We start from the raw sequence: 24,486 nt of genomic DNA on the forward strand, positions 1-24,486 counted from the left end.
TAAGGAAGAGAGTCATGGGAACGGTGACGAACAGCCTCAAGGGTGCCTTTCGAATCGGTCAGACCGTATCGGTGTTGGGACGCGCTGGAGTGAACTGGGTGCGGGGCGACCGCCCGCCCGCGCCGCGGTTGCTCAGGCAGACGTTTGAATCCCTGGGTGCCACCTACATCAAGCTCGGCCAGTTTATTGCCAGCTCCCCCACGTTTTTCCCCAAGGAATACGTGGAGGAATTCCAATACTGTCTGGACCGTACCCCAAGCCTGCCATTCAGTGTGATCCGGAAAATTATCCGGGACGAACTGGGCCGACCAATCGAAGACGTTTACTCTGACATTGACCCGGTGGCTTTGGCGTCGGCATCGATTGCACAGGTTCACGCCGCAAAGCTGGTTACTGGTGAGGATGTGGTGATCAAGGTGCAAAAGCCGGGTGTGGAAAACATTCTGCTGACGGATCTCAATTTCCTGTACCTGTCCGCGAAAATTCTGGAGACCCTGGCGCCCAAACTATCTTGGACTTCGTTGTCCGGAATCGTGGAGGAAATCCAGCGCACCATGCTGGAGGAGTGCGACTTCATCAAGGAAGCGAACAACCTTAAGGTGTTCCGGGAATTTCTCCATAACACCCACAATGAAGATGCTACCGTGCCACGGGTCTACGAAAGCTCCAGTACTCGTCGCATTCTTACCATGGAGCGTTTCCACGGTGTACCTCTGACGGATCTTGAAAGCATCCGGGGTTACGCGCGGGATCCGGAGCGCACGCTGATTACGGCAATGAACACTTGGTTTTCCAGCCTCACCCAGTGTGAGTTTTTCCACGCCGATGTTCATGCGGGCAATCTGATGGTGTTGAAAGACGGCCGGGTTGGTTTTATTGATTTCGGTATTGTCGGTCGCATCCGTCCGGATACCTGGCAGGCCGTCAGCGATTTTATTTCAACGGTCATGGTCGGCAATTTTGAAGGCATGGCCGACGCGATGATTCGTATCGGTATCACCCATCAAAAGGTTCAGGTGGCTGAACTGGCAGCCGACCTGCGGCGCCTTTACCAGCAAATGGACACCATGGTGCCGGATGAAGTGCCGTATCAGGCTGAACAAGCTGAGGATGACGTGAACAACATCCTGATGGATATGGTACGGATTGGTGAGGGCCACGGGCTGCATTTTCCAAGAGAGTTTGCGCTCTTGTTGAAGCAGTTCCTGTATTTCGACCGTTACGTTCACATACTGGCGCCGGAAATGGATGTCTTCATGGACGAGCGGTTGAACATGCTGCATTAATCGCGTTCACCCGCGAGGTTTTGTACACTGGGGCAGCGTTGTCGGTAAGGCACGCTGCCTTTTTTGTCCCCGTCTCCTGCTGGTTAATAACCTATCGTGACCTATGGCGCTTGTTAAACTTCAATCGGAACATTTCCGCAATCTCTCGCCTGCGCCGGTCAGTTTCTCACCTTCCATTAATTTGTTATATGGCGCCAACGGCAGTGGAAAAACCAGCGTTCTGGAAGCGATTGGCTACCTGGGGCTTGGCCGCTCATTCCGGGTAAGTCGACATCAGGCGGTGGTTAGCCACGGCCAACACAAACTGACGGTGTTCGGTGGCCTGGATCAGGGAATGTCGGGAGGGGAACAATCATCAGTTGGAGAGCTTAACCATCGTGTGGGCATCTCCAGGGATGTGACCGCTAAAGAAACCACGCTTAGAGTGGATGGGGAAGCAGTTCGTAACCTGTCTTCGCTTGCCCGGCATCTGCCCGTCTCGGTTATCGATCCGGGGGTGTTTGATATTGTTGCCGGCGGACCCGGAAAACGCCGGCAGTTTCTCGATTGGGCAGTGTTCCACGTGGAACCTTCGTTTGCTTCGTTGTGGCAGCAGTGTCAAAGAGTGACGTCACAGCGGAATCAGATCCTGAGAAATGGTAGAATAGATGACGCTCTGATGAAGGTCTGGGATTCCCAGTACACGGAGTTGGCAGAGCGCCTGACGCAAGCCCGGAACGAAACCTTTCGGCTCTTTACCAAGGCTTTTTACAGTTTACTCGGTGAGATAGACGCCCCCTGGGTTGATGGGCTTAAGCTGGACTATTACGTGGGCTGGGACGCCAGCCAACCCCTGGTCGAGGTACTACGTTCCCACCGGGAGCAGGAACAGAAAATGGGCCATACCCTGTACGGTCCCAATCGGGCTGACATCCGTTTGCGATACCAGGGAAGGCCTGTGGCGGAGACCTTCTCCCGGGGCCAGCAAAAGACGTTGGTCATTTTGATGAAGATCGCGCAAGGCATGGTGCTAAGCGATCTTGGAAAGCAGGTTACCTTTTTGCTGGACGATATCAATGCGGAGCTGGATGTCGTCCACAGGGCCATGCTTGCCCAAAAGCTCTACGAATTACGATGTCAGGTGTTTGTGACATCGATAGAGGCGCCCAGGCCGGATGAATTATGGCGGCACACCATGCCGGAATACAGATTGTTCCACGTGGAACATGGCAAATTGACGGAAGAACAGGAACCCGGATGATCCACTTTCATCGCTCTAAAATAACAGCGGCAATGGCTTCACGCCGGGAAATCACCCTTCAGGAGTACCCTAATGAGTGAATCGAACTACAACTCCTCAAGCATCAAGGTATTGAAAGGACTGGATGCCGTTCGGAAGCGGCCCGGCATGTATATCGGTGACACTGATGATGGCACGGGCCTGCATCACATGGTCTTTGAGTTGGTGGACAACTCCATTGACGAGGCGTTGGCTGGGCACTGTTCTGAAATCGGGGTGATCATCCATCCGGACGAATCAGTCACGGTTAGGGATAACGGCCGTGGTATTCCGGTCGACCTTCACAAGGAAGAAGGTGTCTCCGCTGCGGAAGTTATCATGACGGTTCTCCATGCCGGTGGTAAGTTTGATGACAACAGCTACAAGGTCTCAGGCGGGCTTCACGGTGTTGGGGTGTCGGTGGTAAACGCCCTCTCCTCCTCCCTTACGTTGACCATTCGACGTGATGGCAAGGTTTACGAGCAAACCTACAACAACGGCGTACCAAAAGCGCCGCTCGATGTGGTTGGCGACACCGACGCCAGTGGTACGAAGGTTCACTTCATTCCATCCCCGGATACGTTTACCAGCATTGAATTCCACTGGGATATTTTGGCCAAACGCCTGCGGGAGCTGGCGTTCCTGAACAGCGGTGTGCGTATCCGCCTGCAGGATGAGCGTAGTGGCAAGGAAGAGGTATTCGAATACGAGGGTGGCCTGCGTGCCTTTGTTGAGCACCTGAACTCCAACAAGACACCGATCAACCGCGTGTTTCATTTCATCAAGGAACGTGAAGACGGTATTGCGGTGGAAGTGGCCATGCAGTGGAACGATGCCTTCCAGGAAAATATCTATACGTTTACCAACAACATCCCGCAGCGCGACGGTGGTACCCACCTCGCTGGGTTCCGTGCGGCCCTGACCCGTTCGCTCAACAACTATATTGAGCACGAAGGCCTGGGCAAAAAGGCCAAGGTCAGCACGTCCGGTGATGACGCTCGGGAAGGTCTGACGGCTATTATCAGCGTGAAGGTTCCTGACCCCAAGTTCTCGTCCCAGACCAAGGACAAGCTGGTTTCTTCCGAGGTCAAAACCGCGGTTGAGCAGGAGTTGTATCAATCCTTTGCGGACTTCCTGCAGGAGCAGCCCAACGAGGCCAAGCTGATCGTCAACAAGATGATTGAAGCGGCCCGCGCCCGTGAAGCGGCCCGCAAGGCCCGTGACATGACGCGCCGCAAGGGGGCGCTGGACATTGCCGGTCTGCCGGGCAAGTTGGCGGACTGTCAGGAAAAAGACCCCGCTCTTTCCGAACTGTTCATAGTGGAGGGTGATTCCGCCGGTGGTAGTGCCAAACAGGGGCGCGATCGGAAGACACAGGCCATCCTGCCACTCAAGGGTAAGATCCTGAACGTGGAGAAGGCCCGCTTCGACAAGATGTTGTCCTCGGCGGAAGTGGGTACGCTCATTACTGCGCTGGGCTGCGGCATCGGGCGAGAGGAATTCAATCCGGAAAAACTCCGCTACCACTCCCTGATTATCATGACCGATGCGGACGTGGACGGTTCCCACATCCGTACGCTGCTACTCACCTTCCTGTTCCGTCAGATGCGTGAAATTATTGAGCGTGGCCATGTGTTCATTGCCATGCCGCCGCTGTACAAGGTCAAGCGTGGCAAGCAGGAGCAGTACCTGAAAGACGAGAAAGCCAAGGAAGCGTATCTGACACAGACCGCCCTGGAAGGCGCCCAGCTCTATGTCAATCCGGAAGCGCCGGCTATCAAGGATTCCGCTCTGGAAACCATGGTGAAGGACTACCAGGCGGTGATGGCGATGATTGATCGTCTGTCCCGCGCCTACCCGGCCAAGGTACTCCAACAAATGCTGGATAACGTGACCCTGAAGCCGGAACACCTGAAGGAAGAGGCAGAAGTGGCTCGTTGGGTGGCTCGCCTGGGTGACGGCCTTCAGCTGGATACTCGCACCGGCACCAAGTACACCTTCTCGGTGGAAAAGGACACCGAGCGCAATCTCTACCTGCCGAAGGTGGTGATTTATGTGCACGGGATTCCCCATAACCACGTGTTCAGCCATGAGTTCTTCGAGTCGTCCTCTTACGCGGCCATCGCGAGGATGGGTGAGACACTGGACGGCTTGATCGAAGACGGCGCTTATATCCAGCGTGGCGAGCGCAAGCAGGCGGTGCTGTCATTCGAGGGCGCTCTGGAATGGCTGATGAAGGAAGCCCAACGCGGCCTGAACATCCAGCGCTATAAGGGGCTGGGTGAGATGAACCCGGAGCAGTTATGGGAAACCACCATGGATCCGGAGACTCGTCGCATGATGAAGGTCACCATCGAGGACGCCATTGCGGCGGACCAGATCTTCACCACCCTGATGGGCGATGACGTCGAGCCACGGCGCCTGTTCATCCAGAGTAATGCGCTTGAAGTGACCAACCTGGACGTGTGATCACGGCGGGTTTTTGATCGGACCCGGGTTATCCGGGGATACGAAAAAGGCGACCTGGTGGTCGCCTTTTTTATTTATAATTCAGTTATTTAGAGGAATTCAGTATTTCTGACTGGCGTCAGCTACCGTTACCTGTGGATGTGTCAGACGACTTGTTGTCGTGCTGGGCCGCAAGGTGCGGCGCCATAACATCCTCAAGGGTGTAGCCGGTGAGCCGGCGAATGGAACGCCAGAGGTAGTAGAAAATGGCGATCATCATGATCATCGAGGGAATAGCGATCATGGGATAACTCACCAAGGTCATCCTGCCCAGTTCTTCATTGAACGCCTGGGTTCCGGACGGGCTGGTGACAATCCACTTGGCCAGCACGAAATTCATGATGGAGGAGAACAGAAAGGTCAGGCTGAAGAAATAGCTGGCCTTGAGCAGGCGGGCCTCGAACTCTTCCTCACTTCCGTTTTCTTTCAGCACCGCCTGAATCTTGTCCACGTTGAGCACGGACGGGTTGTACAGCAGCGTTCTAACCAGCGGATAGCGTGTACGGGTTGAAACAAGCACGGCAATACCGATGACGGCGGGAACAGCCGCTTCCTTGATCGCCAGCCAGCCGGCATCCAGCTCCATCAGGCCGATACCGCCGGTCAAACCGACGCTGACAATGCCGAGCACCGCAATAAAGTTGTACTTGCGATAGCGCACCAACTCGAACAGTCCCCATCCAAGGGGGAACGCAAGCCCGATGACCAGGGCCATGACACTGCCCAAATATTCATCCCCGCTCAATTTCATCAGAATGACGGAGGGAATGATGATACTCACGAGTAGATCAACCCAGGGCCTTGGCTTGTGGGTCGGTGGAGATTGGATTTCCGGGTCGGTCATAAATCAGCCTGATCGTTCGGGGAAGTGATGCCGGTGGAATCCAGCATACCGAAAAAGTCGTCAGGCAGTATACGATGAAACCGTGAGTGTGAGTAACCGAGGTCGGCGGTACCGGCCCGCTAACGCGGGCCGTTTCAGTTGGTGTGGTAGTGGCAGATGCGCTTCAGAAAGAACCGGAAGTGGAACTGCTGGTGCCCTCACCTGCGGTCTGTACCAGGTTATTATCCCCTGACTGCCACTGCTGCTGGGCGCTGGGATCGGTTTCGCTGCGCTTCAGGCATTTCCACTCGATGGAGGTCTCCGCTGGTAGATTGATCGACCCACTCCAGGTTGGGTAGGCTGTTGGATCCAGTTTTACCGCATCGGCAGGTGACCAGTTACCCAAAGCATTGTTGTTGCCGGTAACGTACACACTTTGCCCCATGGTGGTAGTGCCGTTCTGGCACTGGAAGGTGACGGATGCCGTCCCTGCTGTTGGCGGATTGGGATCGCTTCCGTCACAGGGGGCACCGCTATGAAGTGCCGCTGCCTCCATCGCCGGTACCGTCAGTGCCACCTGGCCATTCTGCACCGTTACGCAGGCACCGTTGCCAGCCACATTGCGATAGTTTCCATCGGCCAGCCCGGTGTTGAAAGTCCGTGACAGTGTGCTGCCTTCACGGTTGATGGCGACGAACCCCTTATTGCCCCGACTAAAGGCGATCTGGTTATTGCCATTGTCCCACCAGCTGTTCACGCCCTGGCCGTCGGTCTCAGCTCGGAAGGCAACCATGTTGGCAATGGAGTCCCAGCGATGTTCGCATACCCAGGCGGACCCGCACTGAGCAGTGCCGTTCTGGTAGACGTTTTGGGCTGGAGGGCCCTGGTCACCGTTGGAAAATGCGTAGCTCGACATTACCTTGGGGTAGCCATAAGGCCAGCCCAGCATGAACACGTTGGCCAGGTTGTAGAGATCACCATCCTTGTAGGTCAACACATTGCTGCCACCGGCACCGTGGCCACGTTGGTTGTCATGGTTGTCGGTGAATACAACGGCATCACCGCCGGACAGGAAGCCCCAGCTCTCACCAAAGGCGTTGAGGTTGGCCAGTTGCTGGTTCTTGAAGACGTTGCCGATGGACGCGCTGTAGCGGAACTCGGTGACGTCTGACGTACCCGTGTACTCAGTGGCACTGACGGCTTCGCCACCCAGGTCGATCACCTCCTGGAATACGTACAGCGGGCCGCCGGCCTGATTGATGACGGCGCCGATATCACCGGGCGACATATGTTTGGCGGCATCCACCCGTATACCCTTCACACCCAGCGACGTGAGCTGATTGAGATAGCCGGCCAGAGTGTCGCGCACGTAGCCGCTTCCGGTATCCAGGTCCGGTAAGCCGACGAGTCGGCAATTGCGAACGCGCCAGGCATCCGAACTGTAATCCGAGCCGTTGATACTGCATTCGGCGTGGAAATCATTGCCACTGTAGATAGGATAGGTCAGGGAATCGCTGCTGTAATAGGACCCGGCGGTGCCGGTTCCCGTACCATTGGCGGTATGGTTGATCACTGCATCCACGTAAACATCCACTCCGGCCGCGTTGCAGCGCGAAACCATGTTAGCGAACTGGTTGGCGTTACCACTGCGGCTCTGGAGCTGGTAGCTGACCGGTTGATAGCGCGTCCACCAGGCGCTGCCCTGAATGTGTTCCTGCGGCGGTGACACCTGAACGGCGCTGTAACCCTTGGGCCCAAGAAACTGTTCACATTCAGTGGCGACATCGCTCCACTTCCATTCGAACAGATGGACAAAGGTACCGGCGTGGGCGGTATTAATGGGCAACGCAAGTGTCAGGCCGAGACTGACACCGGTTACCAGGCGTTGTATGGAGATCATTGTGTGCTCCTGTCTTGTATTTGTTGTGGAGACGATCCAATGGCCACTGCCGGCTGTTGACGGCAGTTGTGGATGTCCATCGTCAACATGAAGTGTTCAATCGTTAGCCAAAACATCCTTTCAGGCAGTTTGCGGGGAGTAGTCAGGGGGAGGAGTTGCAATATTTACGTAGCTTCTGAATACGTGTCACTAAACTGAAACACGCCTGCCAGTGGGATCGGTTAAGCTTGCAGCCGGTGTTTTGACGGGGCTTTAGGAGGAAGCATGAAGATCATTGCGTTTTACAGCCTTAAAGGCGGTGTCGGTAAAACCGCTGCGGCTGTAAACATTGCCTACCTGGCCAGCCAGGCTGGCATTCCCACCCTGCTATGGGATCTCGACCCTCAGGGCGCGGCCAGCTGGTACCTGGCGGGAACCGACGAGATCAAGGGTCGGAAACTGGCTGCACTGATGGATGGCAAGACCCCCATCGGCAAATTCATTCGGGCCAGCGCCTACCCTGACCTCGATTTTATCCCGGCCCATAACAGTTTTCGCAACCTTGATGTCCGGCTGGATAAGGACGACAGCGCCAATACCCTCAAAAACTGGCTGGCGCCGCTATCGGAGGAAACCAGCCTGGTCGTACTGGATTGCCCGCCCTCGATGTCGCGGTTGTCCGAGCAGGTGTTGAAAACCGCCGATGGCGTGTTCGTGCCGGTGGTTCCGACCTGGCTCGCTCTGAATAGCTGGCAACAGCTCCAGTCCTTCGCCAAGGACAAGAAACTCAAACCCGGTCGTCTGCACCCGTTTTTCTCCATCGTCGACCGCCGCAAGAATCTGCATCGCGAGATGGTGATCCATCGCAAACAGCGCCTCGAGAATGGGCTGAACGCGCTGATTCCCAATGCCAGTGTGGTGGAGAAGATGGGTGAGAGTGGCCAGCCGGTGGAACTGATGGATCGGTCATCCGCAGCTGCCGATGCCTATCGGCGCTTGTGGAAGGAAATCAGGAAGTTGATCTAGAACGGATAGAGCCCATAAAAAAAACGCTGGTCAGCTTCACACTGACCAGCGTTCCGGTATACAGCGGCAGGTGTGTTAATGACCCTGCCAGAAGGTGTTAGCCCACCTCTTTCAGTGCCTGCTCAACGATCGCCAGGCCTTCCTCAAGAATATTGTCCTCGATGGTGACCGGCATCAGGAAACGCAAGGTATTGCCGTACATGCCGCAGCTCAGCAGGATCAGGCCGTTTTCCTTGGCTTTCTTGGTAACGGCCGCCGCCAGGTCTGCCCGCGGTTCCTTGCTGGTTTTGTCGGTGACCAGTTCAATCGCAGCCATGGGCCCGAGGTTGCGCACGTTGTCCACGTGGGGGAACTGTTCCTGCCACTGATCAAAGCGTTTGCGCAGGGTGTCACCCAGGCGCTGACTCTTGCCCAGAATGTCTTCTTCCTTGAACACGTCAAATACTGCCAGGGCTGCCGCACAGGCCGTCGGGCTGCCAGTGTAGGTGCCGCCGAGGGAGTTCGGGCCGGACGAGTCCATAACCTTGTCGGTACCGACAATGGCTGAGATCGGCATGCCATCGGCCATACTCTTGGCCATGGTCATCATGTCGGGCTCAACACCGCTGTGTTCGATGGCGAACATCTTGCCAGTCCGGCCGAAGCCGCTCTGAACCTCATCCGCGATCATCAGGATGCCGTTCTCATCGCAGATCTTGCGGATCTCTTTGAGGAAGCTGGCTGGTGCGGCGTAGAAACCACCCTCACCCAATACCGGCTCAATCACGATGGCGGCGGTGTCACTGGCGGGTGAATCGGCCTTCATGGCCATCTTCAGGCCACGGAGCGCTTCATCCTCACTGACACCGTGATAGGGAACCGGATAGGGGGCGCGAAAGACGGTGCCCGGCATTGGGCCGAAATCGGTCTGATAAGGAGCGGCTTTGCCGTTCATGGCCATGGTGTAGAAGGTACGGCCGTGATAACCGCCGTCAAAGCAGATCACATTGGTTTTGCCGGTCGCCGCGCGGGCGATCTTCATGGCGTTTTCCAGGGCTTCTGCGCCGGAGTTGGCCAGCATGACCTTGGCGTGGCCCTTTACCGGAACCACTTCACTGAGCTTCTGCGCCAGCTTCACATAGCCCTCATAGGGCATGACGGTCTGGCAGGTGTGCATCAGCTTGTCCAACTGCGCCTTCACCGCTTCAACCACTTTGGGGTGACGATGGCCGATATTCAGTACACCAATGCCGCCGGCGAAGTCGATCATACGCTTGCCATCGGCATCCCAGAGCTCGGCATTGGTCGCATGGTCGGCAAACTGCTCGTTGGGGCTGGCAGCACCGGCCGCGACATAACGTTCTTTGAGTGCCTGCAATTCTTTGTTCGTCACTTTGCCTCTCCTCGAATTCGGTTTGGTACTGTCAGCATACACGAAATGATGGCCCGGTTTGAAAACCCGGCCCTGTTGTTTCTACGTACTGCGGCCGCCAATGTCCTCCCGGAACTGAAGCTCCGCAAGTCTCCGGTACAGCGGATTCCGTTCGACAAGTTCATCGTGGTTGCCGATATCCTGAATAATTCCGGCGTCCATCACAATGATACGATCGGCGTGCCTGACGGTGGCCAGCCGGTGTGCGATGACCAATGTCGTGCGGTTGGACATCAGTCCCGGCATGGCTTGCTGGATCAGGTGTTCGCTTTCTGCATCCAGTGCGCTGGTCGCCTCATCCAATAACAGTATAGGCGCATCCGCAAGCAGTGCGCGGGCAATCGCCAGCCGCTGCTTCTGCCCCCCCGATAGCCCGAGACCCGTATCGCCCAGTGGCGTTTCATAGCCTTTTGGCAGTTTGCGGATAAACTCATCGGCATGGGCAATCCTGGCGGCCTCCACCATGGCAGTGTCGCTGGCCTCCGGGCGGGCGTAGCGGATGTTGTCGGCAATGGTGCCGTGAAACAGCGCGGGGTTCTGTGGCACCAGCGCAAAGCATTGGCGCAGGTCTGTAAGCGCTAACTTACGACTGTCGACGCCGTCGATAAGAATCTGCCCCGTGTCGGGGTCATAGAACCTCAAGAGCAGATCGAACAACGTAGACTTTCCAGCACCGGAGGGACCAACCAGTGCCACGGTTTCGCCTGCCTGGATGTGAAGTGAAAGGCTTTGCAGAACCTCGATATCGCGACGGGCCGGATAGGAAAAGGTCAGATTGCTGATCTCGATGTCGCCGCGAAGGGGGTCGGGCGGAGCCTGGGTGGCGTTTGCCCCACTGAGGATTTCACTGGGTGTCTGCAGCAGCTCGAAAATCCGCGCCGCTGCCCCGGCTGCGCGTTGCAACTCACCAATCACTTCACTGATGGCGCCGGCGGCCAGTCCCACCAACAGGCTGTAGAATACAAATGCCGCCAGCTCGCCCGGGCTGGTACGACCTGAGATCACATCCAGCCCGCCAATCCAGATCACCACGCCAATGGCACCCATAACCAGGGTAATGGCGATGGTGGTCAGCCAGGCCCGCTGGCGAATCCTCACACGGGCAATCTCGAAGGCATTTTCCGCCACCTGTGAGAAAAACCGGCGGTCATGAGGCTGATGGTTGAACGCCTGCACCGTCTTGATCTGGGTGAGGTTCTCCCCCACGTAGCTGCCCACTTCCGCGACCCGGTCCTGGCTCAGCCTGGACAGCTGACGCACACGGCGACCATAGATCAGGATGGGAATGATCACCAGTGGGAAGCCGAGGATGATGATACCGGCAAGTTTGGCATTGGTTATGAAGAGCAGGATCAGACCGCCCACCAGCATCAGGGTGTTGCGCAGCGCGATGGAGACCGTGGAGCCGATGACAGATTGCAGCACTGTCGTATCAGCGGTAAACCGCGACTGTATTTCCAGGCTTCGGTTTTTCTCGTAGAAGCCAGGGTGAAGGTCGATCAGATGGTTAAACACCTGCTTTCGAATATCCGCCACCACCCTTTCGCCAATCCAGGACACCAGATAAAAACGAGCGAAGGAGCCAATGGCGAGACCAATCACCAGGACAAAAAACAGCCCAACCGCTTTGGACAACATCGCGGGAGACTGGGTGGCAAGGCCCTGGTCCACCAGAATCCGTAGGCCCTGACCCAGGGCAAGTGTGATGCCGGCTGTAATAACCAGAGCCACGAGAGCGCCGGTAACAGCCCTTTTGTAAGGGCTGATAAAATCGACAACCAGTTTCAGAGCCTTCCGATGACGGGTGTTGATGGTGTGCCTCCAGGATAAGGGGTACTGTAAACTCCGATAACAATACGGTTTTTACTCGTATTAGAACCTATCATACAGCTACGTAAGAGCGTGCGGGGTGGGACTTGTCTGCCAGGACTGTCAAAAGCCATGGATGGCTTTTGTCGAGCGTACAGGGACGTATTTACAGCGTGTCCTGGCAGACAAGTCCCATCTCGTGCGCTCGACTACTCCGTTATTGAAGGGAAACCCGAGTGCGCGCCTACGCTGACAACGAGTACCCCGCCAACCACAAACCCGACTGGAAAGTCATCGCCGGCCTATGGCCCTATCTGGCGGAATTCCGTGGTCGAGTCATGCTGGCACTGGGGTTCCTGATCTTCTCCAAACTGGCGACGGTGGCTACACCGGTCGCCCTGAAATACATCGTCGACTATCTGGACGAAAATCAGGGCGGCGAGGTACTGCTGTGGATACCGGTCATACTGGTCGTCGCCTACGGCCTGCTCCGATTTGGCAGCACCCTGTTCAGCGAATTGCGGGACGCGGTGTTCGCCCGAGTCGCGGAACGGGCCATGCGACGAGTGTCACTGCGGGTTTTCGAACATCTGCACAACCGGGAGCTGTCCTTTCACCTGGACCGGAAAACCGGCGGACTGGCCCGGGACATTGAACGGGGCACCAACGGCATCAGCTTCCTACTGCGTTTCACTCTCTTCAACATTGTCCCCACCCTCCTCGAAATCCTGATGGTGGCCGGTATTCTCTTCGTGGTGTTCAACGTGGGCTATGTGCTGGCGATCCTGGTAGCGGTGGTGGTGTATGTGGTGTTTTCCATCAAGGTTACCGAGTGGCGCACGAAATACGTGCGCGAAGCCAATGCCCGGGACAACCAGTCCAATTCCCGCGCGATAGACAGCCTGCTCAACTACGAGACCGTAAAGTATTTCAATAACGAACGCTTCGAGGCAGCGCTCTACGACAAGGACCTGGATGACTGGGAACAGGCACGGCTCAAAAACCGGCTGTCGCTGGCCGCCCTGAACTCGGGCCAGGCCCTGATCATCGGTGTGGCGATGATCGTCATCATGGCCATGGCAGTGCAGGAAGTCGCCAGTGGTGAGATCACCCTGGGGGATTTCACCATGATTAATGCCTACCTGTTACAGCTGTTTATACCGCTCAATGCACTGGGGTTCGTGTATCGGGAGATCCGCCAGGCGCTGGTGAATGTGGAACGGCTGTTCGGGTTGCTCGGCGACGAACCGGTCATTGAGGACGCGCCGAACGCCAAAGCGTTGGTGGTGGACAAAGGCGAGGTTCGTTTCGACCAGGTTCACTTTGGTTATCGTCCCAACCGTCAGATCCTCCGGAACGTGAGTTTCTCTATTCCCGCTGGGCATACCGTAGCCGTCGTGGGCGCCAGCGGCGCGGGGAAATCGACCCTCGCCCGCCTGCTTTTCCGGTTTTACGATGTGAACCGGGGCAGTATCACCATCGATGGTCAGGATATCCGTGAGGTCACCCAGGACAGCCTGCGTTCCGCCATTGGCGTGGTGCCCCAGGATACGGTGCTGTTCAACGACACGCTTTTTCGGAACCTGGCTTACGGTCGGCCTGATGCCAGCGAGGAAGAGGTGTACCGGGCAGCCCGAATGGCGCACCTGGAACAGTTTATCCACAGCCTGCCCGATGGCTATAACACACAGGTTGGTGAGCGGGGGCTTAAACTTTCCGGCGGCGAGAAACAGCGGGTCGCCATTGCCCGGGTACTTCTCAAGAACCCACCGTTATTGATTCTGGACGAAGCCACATCTTCTCTGGATTCGCTGTCTGAACAGGCGATTCTGGGGGCCTTGAAGGAAGTCAGCCGCCAGCGCACCTCCCTGGTTATCGCTCATCGGCTGTCGACGACGCGCGATGCGGATACCATTCTGGTGATGGACGGCGGCTGCATTGTCGAGAGTGGCAACCACGTCGAGCTGCTGGGCCAGAAGGGGCATTACGCCAGGCTCTGGGAACAGCAGCATCGAACTGGTGATGATGGTCAGGCAAGCCCCTGATCACGGGCCATGGCCATAGCCGCTTTCGGCCCTGTCCATAGCGATGGCAGTATGACAAAGGAGACCGGTATGGCGGTTATCACAATGAACTGCTGAAGCACGCCAATCTGCCCTGAACCCATATACAGCAGAATGGCGGCCATCATCGCCATAGCACCGCCCCAGAATACCCGGATCCAAGGATTTGGCTCATCATGGCCCGCACCCACCATGGCAATGGAATAGCTCATGGAGTCGCCGGTGGTGGCGACAAAAATGGTGGTGAGCAGCAGTATCGCGGCGGCCATCCAGGTGCCTCCTGGCAGCGCCTGGGCCACGGTCAGTGTGGCGACGTCAAAACGGAAATTGTTCAACGCTTCGGTCAGGTCAAAGGTGCCGGCCAGCTGGTGATAGATCCCCGAGCCACCCAGCAGCGTAAACCAGATTGTGGTGGCAATAGGTGCCAATACGGCAACCGCGAGGATCATTTCACGAACCGTGCGTCCGCGGGAAATTCGCGACACAAACACTGCCATCAAAGGCGTGTAACCAATAAACCAGGCGAAGAAAAACACCGTCCACCATTTCATCCACCAGTCCGGCGCCGTTTCAGCGGTCATCGTCGACATTGCCATGAAAGACGTCAGGTACTCGCCGAATGACTGGGTAAAGGTGTTGGCCAGAAACAGTGTGGGACCGAACAGGAAAATCACCGCGGCGATGGCCAGGGCGAGGAGCACGTTGAACCGGCTGAGCAACTGAATACCCTTGTGCAGGCCGGTCATGGCGGAGGTCATGTACACCCCGGCCAGAATGATCAGTACCGCGAGCTGGGTGCCATAGCCATCGGTGATGCCAAACAGCTCGTGCAGCCCGAAACTCACCTGGGTTGCCAGGAAACCGATAGGGCCGACGGTTCCCGCCACCACGGCAATGACGCAAAGGGCGTCAATCACCCCACCCAGCTTGCCTTGAACAGCGTTCTCACCAAACACCGGATACAATAGGGTTCGCGGCTGCAGCGGTTTGCCCTGATCATAGTGAGCCCTGCTGAGAACCAGTGCGGTCAGCGAGCCGAGCACGGCCCAGGCAAGGAAGCCCCAGTGAGTAAACGACTGCGCCATGGCGGGAGCGGTGGCCGCAGCCGTTCCGGCTTCGGTATCAAACGCCGGTGGTGTTACCACAAAGTGATAGACCGGTTCCCCGGCGGCGAAAAACACCCCTCCACCGGCCAGCAATGTACACATGATCATTGAAAGCCAGCGAAAACGGCTGATTTCCGGCCGGTCCAGGCCACCAATCCGTGCATTGCCGGCCTTGCTGACCGCTGTTCCAAGTGCGATGAAAAAGGTTGCCAGCAGGAGTAGTTGGAAGAACGACCCCAGGTACTTTGCCGTCCAGGTGAATCCGGCGCCAATCGCTGTGGCGACGGCGCTGCTGTCAATAATGGAAGCACCAACGAACAGCAGGATGAAGCCAATCGTAAGCGTCAGAACGATCGGGTCGCTATCGGAGAAAGCGCCCGGCCGTTCATCGGTAGCCAGGGAGTTTGTCTGGGAGGTCATGGTTGTTCCTTTCGCGAAGAGCCGCGCAGGGTACAGAAAAGTTCAGACCTCTGCATTCCTTTGTGGAGGTAGCCACCCTCCCAGGCATTGGTAAGCTCGTCAGGATTCCGGAAATGCCGTCCAGTCATCCAGCCAGGTCGATGTGGCCCTGGGGTTAACAGCGCCCTGGTACATTGCCGACTCATCAAAGAATTCGGCTTTCGGAGGCCGTTTGGCAGTCATGGCGCGCACTGAGCTTCTGGGGCGGAAATGCGGCGACGACTCGCTGGTGACAGAGGGTTGCAAGCCGGTTTCAACCTGTACGGTGTTCTGCAGTTCGGGGCTGCGTATCCACAACTCTTCGTTGAAGCCGAAATCGTCATCATCGGTTTCGTTCACAATGGTGAGGTTGCCTAACCTACCGTTGTTGGCAAGCAGGTTGTGGCTGAACGTCAGGGCATTCATGCCCACCAGCGCGGTGACCTCATCCCTGGTATCCAGGGCCTCAATGGCGTAACTGTCGATGATCATATTGTGGAAGTGGCCGCCGGATCCCTCTCTTAGCATAATAGCGCGGTGTTCTTTGGCGGAACGGCCGCTGCCATAAAGGGTGACGTTGTAGAATGTGGGTTCGGACCGTGGCACGGCCGAGTGGCTGGAACCGTTGTTGTCGCCCTCAAAGGCGTTATCGCCGACATCCCGGTACTGCTGAATAATGGCAAACTGTACCCTGCCTCGCCAGCCCCAGTCCCAGTCGATGCTGTCATCGGCAGCACCGGTCACCAGGATGTTTTTCAGGTCGACGGTGCCACCGAACATTTCGATACCGTCGTCCAGAGCACGGTGAACCTGCACGTTCTGGATGATGGTGTTGGAGCCACAGCCACCCAGGGTTAAGCCGTTCAGCTCGTTGTTCTGATAGACCTCGAAACCGGCAAATTCAATGCGGGTGTATTGCACCACGCCGCAACTATGCTGCGTGTCGCTGCCACCGAATTGCCCACGGGTGTCGTTTTCAGGTACGCCTTCAATGCGGGCGTTCGGCTCGTTCACCGGTGCCTTTCCAAGAAGCACAACGCCACCCCAGTCACCGCGAGCCCGTGCTCCGGGTTCCTTGCTACTGGTAAAGACCACCGGTTGGTTACGGCTGCCGCGGGCAAACAGTTTGGCACTGGACGTGACAACCAGGGCGGAACCGGGTTCGCCCTCTATGGTTACGCCGGGTTCAATGGTCAGGTTCGCGCCTTCCACAAACACGGTGTTTTCAAGGGTGTATCGATGACCGCTTTCCCAGACGGTGTCTGTGGTAATGTCGGCGCTGATACGCACGTTGCGATTCTCAAATGCGGTAAAACCGGCGACCGTGGCGACAACCGTGCCAATGACGGGAACCAGTACTAGCGCGTGACGGGCAAACCAACCGCGTCTTTTTTGCGGCGTGACGGGACTGGCCTGAAGTTTCTGGTTCGAGGACTTGGCCATCAGCGGACGGCCATCATCGTTGGCCATGATCTCGCGTGCCAGCGCCTGAAGCTCTGGCGTGCCATTGGCTTCCACACGCATCAGAACGTCATTGCGGTAGTTGGGCTCTCTCAGCAAGACGTTGAGATGGACAAAGTCGACGCTCGGGCACTGGCCCTTGTCGATGCGACGTTTGAGTCGCCAGAGCTTCTCTACCAAAAGGGAGGATTGGTCGGACATTACTGCTGCTCCGTTGGGATGAGAGCACCGTTGTACATGTCCAATGTGAAAGCTTTATGTCAATTGAAAGAAAAGAGTCGCTTAAAGGGGAGTATTTCGTCGTAAAGAAGGGACTGAGATGCGGGAAAATGGTCGGCGTGGCAGGATTCGAACCTGCGACCCCTTCGTCCCGAACGAAGTGCGCTACCAAGCTGCGCCACACGCCGATCAACGGCCGGTATTATACGGATTGGCTGGTTTTTTACCAGCCCCCGTATGATTTTCACTGCCCACTGGCAGTGGGTAATACCGAGATATCCGCCACCCGCAGGAACAGGTTACGCAGCAGGTTGAGCATGGCCAGGCGGTTATTACGCACGGCCTCGTCGTCAGCCATCACCATGACTTCATCAAAGAAGTTATCCACCGGCTCCCGCAGGCTGGCGAGAGAGCTCAAGGCCGTCGCGTAATCGCCTTTTTCAAACAGTGGCAATGCCTTGTCGGCTTGCTGGCGAATTTGGTCGGCCAGCGTTATTTCCGCCTTGTCCTGCAACAACTCACTGTCGATGCTTTCACCAATGCTGTCGCCACCCTGCTTGGTAAGGATGTTGGACACCCGTTTGTTGGCGCCGGCCAGGGCCAGGGCTTCCGGTAGCTGGCGGAAGGCTTCCACGGCTTTCACCCGGCGGTCAAAGTCCAGCGGGCGTGTTGGACGGCGGGCGTGCACGGCGAGGTAGACTTCGGCACTGATGCCCTGCTCTTCATAATGCGCACGGAACCGCTCGAGCATATAGTCCACCACTGTGTTGGCCACATTCGGTTCGGTGATGCTGTTGTGTTCCTCTACCGCCCACTCGCACAGGGTTTGCAGGTCCAGTGGCAGCTCCCGCTCGATGATGATGCGCAATACGCCCAGTGAGGCTCGACGCAGCCCGAACGGGTCACGGGTACCGGACGGTGGCTGGTTAATGCCGAACAGCCCCACCAGGGAATCGATGCGGTCGGCAATGGCCACGGCGCAGCCCGTCAGTGTTGCGGGCAGGTCGTCACCGGCAAAGCGGGGCATGTACTGCTCGTTCAGTGCGCTGGCCACGTCTTCGTTCTCGCTGTCGTTGGCGGCGTAGTACTGGCCCATGATGCCCTGCAGGTCAGTGAATTCCAGCACCATCTCGGTGACCAGGTCGGTCTTGGCGAGCATGGCAGCGCGTTCAGCCAGAACGGGATCGCTGCCAATGGCGTCGGCGATCTTCTTCGCCAGTGCGGCCACCCGCACGGACTTGTCGTAAATGCTGCCCAGCTTGTCCTGGAACACGATCGGCTTGAGTTGGTCGATGCGGTCTTCCAGCCGGGTCTTGCGGTCAGTGTCATAGAAGAAAGCCGCATCGGACAGGCGTGGGCGGATGACCTTCTCATTGCCGGAAATGACCTGTTGCGGGTCCTTGCTTTCCAGGTTGGCAACGGTGATGAACAGCGGCAGCATCCGGCCGTCGGCGGAGACGACGTGAAAGTACTTCTGGTGTTCCTTCATGGAGGAAATCAGTGCCTCGGCGGGAACTTCCAGGAAGCGTTCCTCGAAACGGCCCATGAGCGGCACAGGCCACTCGTTGAGGGCGGTGACTTCGTCCAGCAGGTCTTCATCGATAACCGCCTGGCCGCCCGCTTCCTTCCTGGCAATGGCGGTGACGCCGTCGCGGATCTGCTCGCGGCGTTCGGCGAAGTCAGCGGTCACATACCCTTCCTGGCGCAGCACCACTTCGTAGTCGCCGGGCGTGGGCACGATCAATGATTTCGGGCAGTGGAAACGGTGACCGCGGGTTTTGTTACCCGGAGTCAGCCCCATGATCGGGGTGTCGATCACCTTGTTGCCGAACAGCAGGATGGCCCAGTGCACTGGACGCACGAACTCGGTTCTGTGCGCGCCCCAGCGCATGCGTTTTGGAATCGGCAGTGCGGCCAGGGACTGGTCTACCAGTTCCGGCATCAGTTCAACGGTGGGACGGCCTTTCTCGATGGTGCGATAGACTACCCAGGCGCCCTTGTCGGTTTCCATCGTATCAAGCTGGTCCGGTGTCACGCCCAGGGAGGTGGCGAAGCCGGTCAGTGCCCGGGTGGGGTTGCCGGAATCGTCGAACGCAGCTTTCACGGCCGGGCCGCGTTTTTCCACCGGTTTGTCCGGCTGAGCGTCTTCCAGGTCCCGTACCCTGACGGCAAGCCGGCGTGGTGCAGCAAAGGCTTCCACCTTGCCGAACCGAATACCGGCCTCTTCCAGGCCATTGGTAATGCCACGGGTAAACGCGTCCGACAGTGGCTTGAGGGCCTTGGGAGGCAGCTCTTCAGTGCCCAGTTCGACCAGAAAATCCTGTTTTGCCATGATTATGCGTTCCCCTGTTCCTGCTGAGCTTTTTTCGCTTTCTTACCCTTCTTGCCATTCGCCTTTTCGGCGGCGGCCTCGGTCGCTGCCAGTACCTCTTTGCGCAGGGCATCCGGTGCCAGCGGGAAGCCAAGCTTGCGGCGGCTGTCGAAATACGCCTGGGCAACGGCCCGGGCCAGGGTGCGAACCCGCAGGATAAAACGTTGGCGCTCGGTCACGGAGATGGCGTGGCGGGCGTCAAGCAGATTGAAAGTGTGTGAAGCCTTGAGCACCTGCTCATAGGCGGGCAATGCCAGGCCGGCTTCGATCAGGCGCGCGCTCTCGCGTTCGTGCACATCGAAGCTGTGAAACAGGAACTCGGTGTCGGCGTGCTCGAAGTTGTAGGTGGACATCTCCACCTCCTGCTGATGGAACACGTCGCCGTAGGTGACCACACCATCCGGGCCTTCGGTCCAGACCAGGTCGTAGACGCTGTCCACGCCCTGCAGGTACATGGCAATGCGCTCAAGCCCGTAGGTGAGCTCGCCGGTGACCGGATAGCATTCCAGGCCACCCACCTGCTGGAAGTAGGTGAACTGGGTTACTTCCATGCCGTTCAGCCAGATTTCCCAACCCAGGCCCCAGGCGCCGAGGGTGGGTGATTCCCAGTTGTCCTCAACAAAACGGATATCGTGGACCAGTGGGTCCAGCCCAAGAGCCTTCAGGGAATCCAGGTACAGTTCCTGAATGTTGTCCGGGGACGGTTTCAGCACCACCTGGAACTGGTAGTAGTGTTGCAGGCGGTTGGGGTTCTCCCCGTAGCGGCCATCGGTGGGGCGGCGGCTGGGCTGAACGTAGGCGGCGTTCCAGGTTTCCGGACCGATGGAGCGCAGGAAGGTGGCCGGGTGGAAGGTGCCGGCACCCACTTCCATGTCCAGTGGCTGGAGGACCACGCAGCCGTGCTGCGCCCAGAAGTTCTGCAGGGCGAGGATCAGGCCCTGGAAGGTTTTGATGTCCGGCGTGTTTGCGGAAGTTGCCTTGTCTGTCACGACGTTTGCCTGCTGGTCAGTCTGTGTGTGGTGCCCGGGCATCTGGCCGGGGCACTCCGGAAAAAAGGGGCATTATACGCTTGCCAATCGCGTATTTCTAAGTTGGGTTCAGAAGATTGATTTTGCGCTAGAAGAACGTCAGTCCCACCTGGAACAGTTTCTCCACATCCCGTATCCGCGACTTGTCCACCAGGAACAGGATGACGTGGTCATCCGGCTGTACCCGCAGGTGGTCGTGGGCAATGAGGACTTCGCTGTGGCGGACGATGGCGCCGATGGTGGTGCCTTCCGGCAGGTTGATTTCGTCAAGCCGCTTACCCACTACCCGGGAGGACCGGTGGTCGCCATGGGCGATGGCCTCAATGGCCTCGGCAGCGCCCCTACGGAGTGAGTGAACGTTCACTACGTCCCCGCGGCGAATGTGGGTAAGCAGGCTGCCAATGGTGGTTTGCTGGGGCGAAATAGCGACATCAATGTCGCCGCCCTGGATCAGGTCAACGTAGTCCGGGTTGTTGATCAGGGTCAGTACCTTGCGGGCGCCCAGGCGCTTGGCCAGCAGTGACGCCATGATGTTGGCTTCGTCATCGTTGGTGACTGCACAGAAAACATCGGTATTTTCGATGTTCTCTTCCAGCAGAATGTCCTTGTTGGCGGCGTTGCCCTCCAGCACCACGGTTTTGCGAAGGTTCTCGGACAGCATCACGCAACGTTCGTGGTCCCGTTCCAGAAGTTTCACCTGGTAGCGGGATTCGAGAGTATGGGCCAGGCGCTGGCCAATGTTACCACCCCCACAGATGAAGATGCGCTTGTAGGGTTTTTCCAGTGGCTGCAACTCGCTCATGACCGAGCGAATATGGTCGGAGGCAGCGATGAAGAAGACCTCGTCGCCGTCTTCAATCACCGTATCCCCCTGAGGCATGATCGCCCGGTCTTTCCTGAAAATGGCGGCGACCCGTGTTTCGATTTTGGGCATATGGCTACGCAGGTACGACAACTCGTGGCCAACCAGTGGGCCGCCTTCCGTCGCCCGAATGGCGACCAACTGAACAAGCCCCTTGGAAAACTCCAGTACTTGCAGCGCGCCGGGGTATTCGATCAGTCGTGTAATGTGCTTGGTGACCAGGTGCTCCGGGCTGATCAGAACATCGATGGGGAAACCCCGCAGGCTGTCCAGATCCTTTTTCTGATCCCGCTGGTAGAACAGTTCTGGTTTTGCCAGGTAGGCGTTGGCCCTGACCCGGCAGATGGTTGTCGGGGTTTTGTAGAGCAACTTGGAGACCTGGCAGGCCACCATGTTGACCTCGTCACTGTTGGTCACGGCGATGACCATGTCACCATCTTCAGCGCCCGCCTGGCGCAGAACCGTGGGAAAGGAGGCCATGCCCTGGACAGTCCGAATGTCCAGTCGATCCTGAAGCTCCCGCAGGCGGGTACTGTCACTGTCGATCACGGTGATGTCGTTGGCTTCGTTGGCGAGGTTTTCTGCCAGGGTCCCGCCCACCTGGCCGGCACCGAGAATCAGGATTTTCATGGTTCGGGTTTCTCCAGCACAGCGTAGAAAAATCCATCGTGGCTTTCGGGAACAGGCAGCATCTGGCGGCCTGTTTCCATATCGCGCCCCCAAAGGACATCGGGCTCCACCAGGGCAGCGTCGTCCTGCTGCTTCAGGAATCGACGAATTATACGGTGATTCTCCTGCGGAAACACCGAACAGGTGGCATAGACCAGGCGCCCTCCGGGTGCGAGCACTTGCCACATCGACTCCAGCAGACCCAGCTGAATGCTGGCGAGCGGGACAATGTCTGATTCACGGCGCAGCAACTTGATGTCCGGATGGCGGCGAATCACGCCGGTGGCGCTGCAGGGAACGTCCAGCAGGATGCGATCGAACGGCTTCCGGTCCCACCACTGGTCAATATCTGCGGCATCGGCCTGTTTCAGTGTCGCCACGAGATCCAGCCGTTCCAGGTTTTCCTGCACCCGTGGCAGTCGATCAGCGGATTCGTCGATAGCGACCACTTCTTCCAGTTGTCCGCAGCTTTCAAGGATAGCGCAGGTTTTGCCTCCCGGTGCGGCACAGGCATCCAACACCCGTTGGCCGGGCGCCAGGTCCATCAGGGTGGTGCAGAGCTGGGCTGCTTCATCCTGCACACTGACCGCGCCTTCGGAAAACCAGGGCAGAAGATCCACCGGCACCGGGGCGGCCAATTGGATGCCGTGGGGCGCAAACACGGTTGCGTTGGCATCGATACCGGCATCGGACAGTAATTGCAGGTAGTCGTCGCGGCTGAAGCGCAGGGCGTTCACCCGCAGGGTCATGGGGGCCTGGGTGTTGTTGGCTTCGAGAATAGCCTGCCAGTCGTGAGGCCAGTTATGGCGCAGTTTTTCAAGCATCCAGGGAGGGTGGCTGAAACGACCGATTTCGTCGGCAATGGGCGGCTCCCCTTCCCGCTCCGCAGCCCGAAGAACGCCGTTCACCAGCCCTGTCAGGTGTGGTTTTTCGAGGGCGCGGCAGGCTTCCACGGTTTCATTCAGAATCGCGTAGGTGGCCTGCTGACTGAAGCGAAGCTGGAACAGTGCCACCAGCATCAAGTGGTGGACCACCCGGTCGGATTTGCGCAGCGGTTTTTTCAGGCGCGCCTGTAACTCGCCATCGAGCCGGTGAAACCAGCGACAGGTGCCGTAGCACAGTGCCTGTAGTGGTGGTCGTTCGTTGTCTGCCACATCACCCATGGCGTGGGGCAGGCATTGGGACAGCGACTGGCCGTTCTCAACGGATTGCAAAACCCGGGCAGCAACCGCCCGCAGTGGCTGGCCCTGCTGGCTCATTCAGTTCAGCTCCTGGCCGGGCATCAGTATGTCCTTGCCGCCGTTGATCAGGTCGTTCACCGATTGTGGCCGCGAGCCGGACAACTGCAAACGGGTGATCCTCAGGGATTCCAGGCCGCAGGCAATGTCGATGCCCTCGCGGTCGCGGCGAATCACCGTGCCGGGATGTTTGTCGCTGGTGTCGTCCAGAATCTCCGCCTGATGAATGCGGATGCGCAGATCGTCCAGGTCGGTGTAGGTGCCCGGCCAGGGATTAAAGGCACGAATCAGCCGGCTGATGGCGGGGGCATCCCGGGTCCAGTCGATATGCCCTTCTTCCTTGCTGAGTTTACGGGCATAGCAAGCCCTAGCCTCGTCCTGGACTTCGCCCTGCAGTTCGCCTTTCTCAAGCTGCTCCAGCGACTTGACGATGGCTTCGCCACCCAGGCCAGCCAGACGGTCGTGAAGGCTGCCGCCGGTATCCGCGTCTTCGATTGGGGTAATGGCTTTCAGCAACATTGCGCCGGTGTCGAGGCCAGCGTCCATCTGCATGATGGTAATACCGGTTTCCCGGTCACCCGCGGCGATCGCGCGCTGAATAGGCGCGGCACCGCGCCAGCGAGGCAGTAACGAGGCATGGATGTTCAGGCAGCCGTGACGAGGGAGGTCCAGCACCGCCTGCGGCAGAATCAGTCCGTAGGCAGCGACGATCATCACGTCTGCGTTAAGACTGCGGAGCTGTTCCTGCGCTTCGGGCGATTTCAGGGACTCTGGTTGAAACACGGGAATGCCCGCCTCAACCGCCACCTGTTTGACCGGGCTGGGTGTCAGTTTGCGGCCACGGCCAGCGGGCCGGTCGGGTTGGGAGTAAACGCCAACCACCTGATGATGGGTCGTGAGCAGTGCCTTCAGCGCGGTGGCTGCGAATTCGGGGGTGCCGGCAAAAACAAGTCGCACGGGTATCGCTTCCTGGTCCGTTGAATACGAAAAGACCGGGTTTTCACCCGGTCCCGATTTACGCTGTTTTGGCG

16 protein-coding genes and 1 tRNA gene are annotated in these 24,486 nt (G+C 57.9%); 5 read left to right on the forward strand and 12 right to left on the reverse strand.

Annotated elements, in window-relative coordinates; all coding sequences use genetic code 11:
• The first annotated feature begins 14 nt into the window (after positions 1-14).
• The 3 genes from JJO78_RS01350 to gyrB all read left to right on the forward strand — a co-directional run bounded on the left by JJO78_RS01350 (position 15) and on the right by gyrB (position 5,013).
• Positions 15-1,286, forward strand: a complete 1,272-nt coding sequence (locus JJO78_RS01350) for an ABC1 kinase family protein (RefSeq protein ID WP_075196404.1) — start codon at positions 15-17, stop codon at positions 1,284-1,286.
• Positions 1,287-1,389: 103 nt separating this feature from the next.
• Positions 1,390-2,526, forward strand: a complete 1,137-nt coding sequence (gene recF / locus JJO78_RS01355) for a DNA replication/repair protein RecF (RefSeq protein WP_036211762.1) — start codon at positions 1,390-1,392, stop codon at positions 2,524-2,526.
• A 72-nt stretch (positions 2,527-2,598) separates the two neighbouring features.
• Positions 2,599-5,013, forward strand: coding sequence for a DNA topoisomerase (ATP-hydrolyzing) subunit B (gyrB, locus tag JJO78_RS01360; protein WP_036211765.1), 2,415 nt, complete (start codon positions 2,599-2,601; stop codon positions 5,011-5,013).
• Between the two features lie 118 nt (positions 5,014-5,131).
• Here gyrB and JJO78_RS01365 read toward each other — a convergent pair whose 3' ends face one another.
• On the reverse strand, positions 5,132-5,896 hold the full coding sequence (locus JJO78_RS01365; protein ID WP_075196403.1) for a VC0807 family protein: 765 nt from the start codon (positions 5,894-5,896) through the stop codon (positions 5,132-5,134).
• 163 nt (positions 5,897-6,059) lie between these two features.
• On the reverse strand, positions 6,060-7,775 hold the full coding sequence (locus JJO78_RS01370) for a carbohydrate-binding module family 20 domain-containing protein (RefSeq protein ID WP_075196402.1): 1,716 nt from the start codon (positions 7,773-7,775) through the stop codon (positions 6,060-6,062).
• A 264-nt stretch (positions 7,776-8,039) separates the two neighbouring features.
• Between JJO78_RS01370 and JJO78_RS01375 the strand changes: the two genes are divergently transcribed.
• Complete coding sequence (locus JJO78_RS01375) at positions 8,040-8,780, forward strand: ParA family protein (protein ID WP_075196401.1); 741 nt, start codon at positions 8,040-8,042, stop codon at positions 8,778-8,780.
• Positions 8,781-8,877: 97 nt separating this feature from the next.
• On the opposite strand, the gene gabT is transcribed toward JJO78_RS01375, so the two are convergent.
• Together gabT and JJO78_RS01385 are read right to left on the reverse strand one after the other, a co-directional pair.
• The gene (gene gabT, locus JJO78_RS01380) at positions 8,878-10,152 is read right to left on the reverse strand and encodes a 4-aminobutyrate--2-oxoglutarate transaminase (protein WP_007152976.1); all 1,275 of its coding nucleotides are present in this window, start codon (positions 10,150-10,152) and stop codon (positions 8,878-8,880) included.
• Positions 10,153-10,233: 81 nt separating this feature from the next.
• Positions 10,234-11,979, reverse strand: a complete 1,746-nt coding sequence (locus JJO78_RS01385; protein WP_075196400.1) for an ABC transporter transmembrane domain-containing protein — start codon at positions 11,977-11,979, stop codon at positions 10,234-10,236.
• A gap of 257 nt (positions 11,980-12,236) precedes the next feature.
• Here JJO78_RS01385 and JJO78_RS01390 point away from each other — a divergent pair, with 257 nt between their 5' ends.
• Entirely contained in the window at positions 12,237-14,045 is a 1,809-nt protein-coding gene (locus tag JJO78_RS01390) for an ABCB family ABC transporter ATP-binding protein/permease (protein WP_075196399.1), read from the forward strand.
• On the opposite strand, the gene JJO78_RS01395 is transcribed toward JJO78_RS01390, so the two are convergent.
• From JJO78_RS01395 to fmt, 8 genes are all read right to left on the reverse strand, one after another.
• Positions 14,030-15,589 carry a BCCT family transporter gene (locus JJO78_RS01395; RefSeq protein WP_036211780.1) on the reverse strand — a complete coding sequence of 520 codons (1,560 nt, stop codon included), beginning with the start codon at positions 15,587-15,589 and terminating at the stop codon, positions 14,030-14,032. The genes JJO78_RS01390 and JJO78_RS01395 overlap by 16 nt on opposite strands.
• 99 nt (positions 15,590-15,688) lie before the next feature.
• Complete coding sequence (locus tag JJO78_RS01400) at positions 15,689-17,269, reverse strand: hypothetical protein (RefSeq protein ID WP_075196398.1); 1,581 nt, start codon at positions 17,267-17,269, stop codon at positions 15,689-15,691.
• Positions 17,270-17,398: 129 nt separating this feature from the next.
• Positions 17,399-17,475 (reverse strand) — tRNA-Pro (locus JJO78_RS01405).
• A 56-nt stretch (positions 17,476-17,531) separates the two neighbouring features.
• The gene (gene glyS, locus JJO78_RS01410) at positions 17,532-19,619 is read right to left on the reverse strand and encodes a glycine--tRNA ligase subunit beta (protein ID WP_075196397.1); all 2,088 of its coding nucleotides are present in this window, start codon (positions 19,617-19,619) and stop codon (positions 17,532-17,534) included.
• Between the two features lie 2 nt (positions 19,620-19,621).
• Entirely contained in the window at positions 19,622-20,647 is a 1,026-nt protein-coding gene (gene glyQ / locus JJO78_RS01415; protein WP_036212087.1) for a glycine--tRNA ligase subunit alpha, read from the reverse strand.
• 127 nt (positions 20,648-20,774) lie between these two features.
• Complete coding sequence (gene trkA / locus JJO78_RS01420) at positions 20,775-22,178, reverse strand: Trk system potassium transporter TrkA (RefSeq protein ID WP_036211787.1); 1,404 nt, start codon at positions 22,176-22,178, stop codon at positions 20,775-20,777.
• A complete protein-coding gene (rsmB, locus tag JJO78_RS01425) occupies positions 22,175-23,476 on the reverse strand; it encodes a 16S rRNA (cytosine(967)-C(5))-methyltransferase RsmB (RefSeq protein ID WP_075196396.1) in 1,302 nt (433 codons plus the stop codon). Before rsmB ends, trkA begins: the two co-directional genes overlap by 4 nt.
• Positions 23,477-24,412: a methionyl-tRNA formyltransferase gene (fmt, locus tag JJO78_RS01430; protein WP_036211793.1), complete on the reverse strand. Its 936-nt coding sequence runs from the start codon at positions 24,410-24,412 to the stop codon at positions 23,477-23,479.
• Between the last annotated feature and the right edge of the window lie 74 nt (positions 24,413-24,486).

The organism is Marinobacter sp. DS40M6 (genome assembly GCF_028581595.1).
In the GTDB taxonomy this organism is placed as follows: Bacteria; Pseudomonadota; Gammaproteobacteria; order Pseudomonadales; family Oleiphilaceae; genus Marinobacter; species Marinobacter salarius.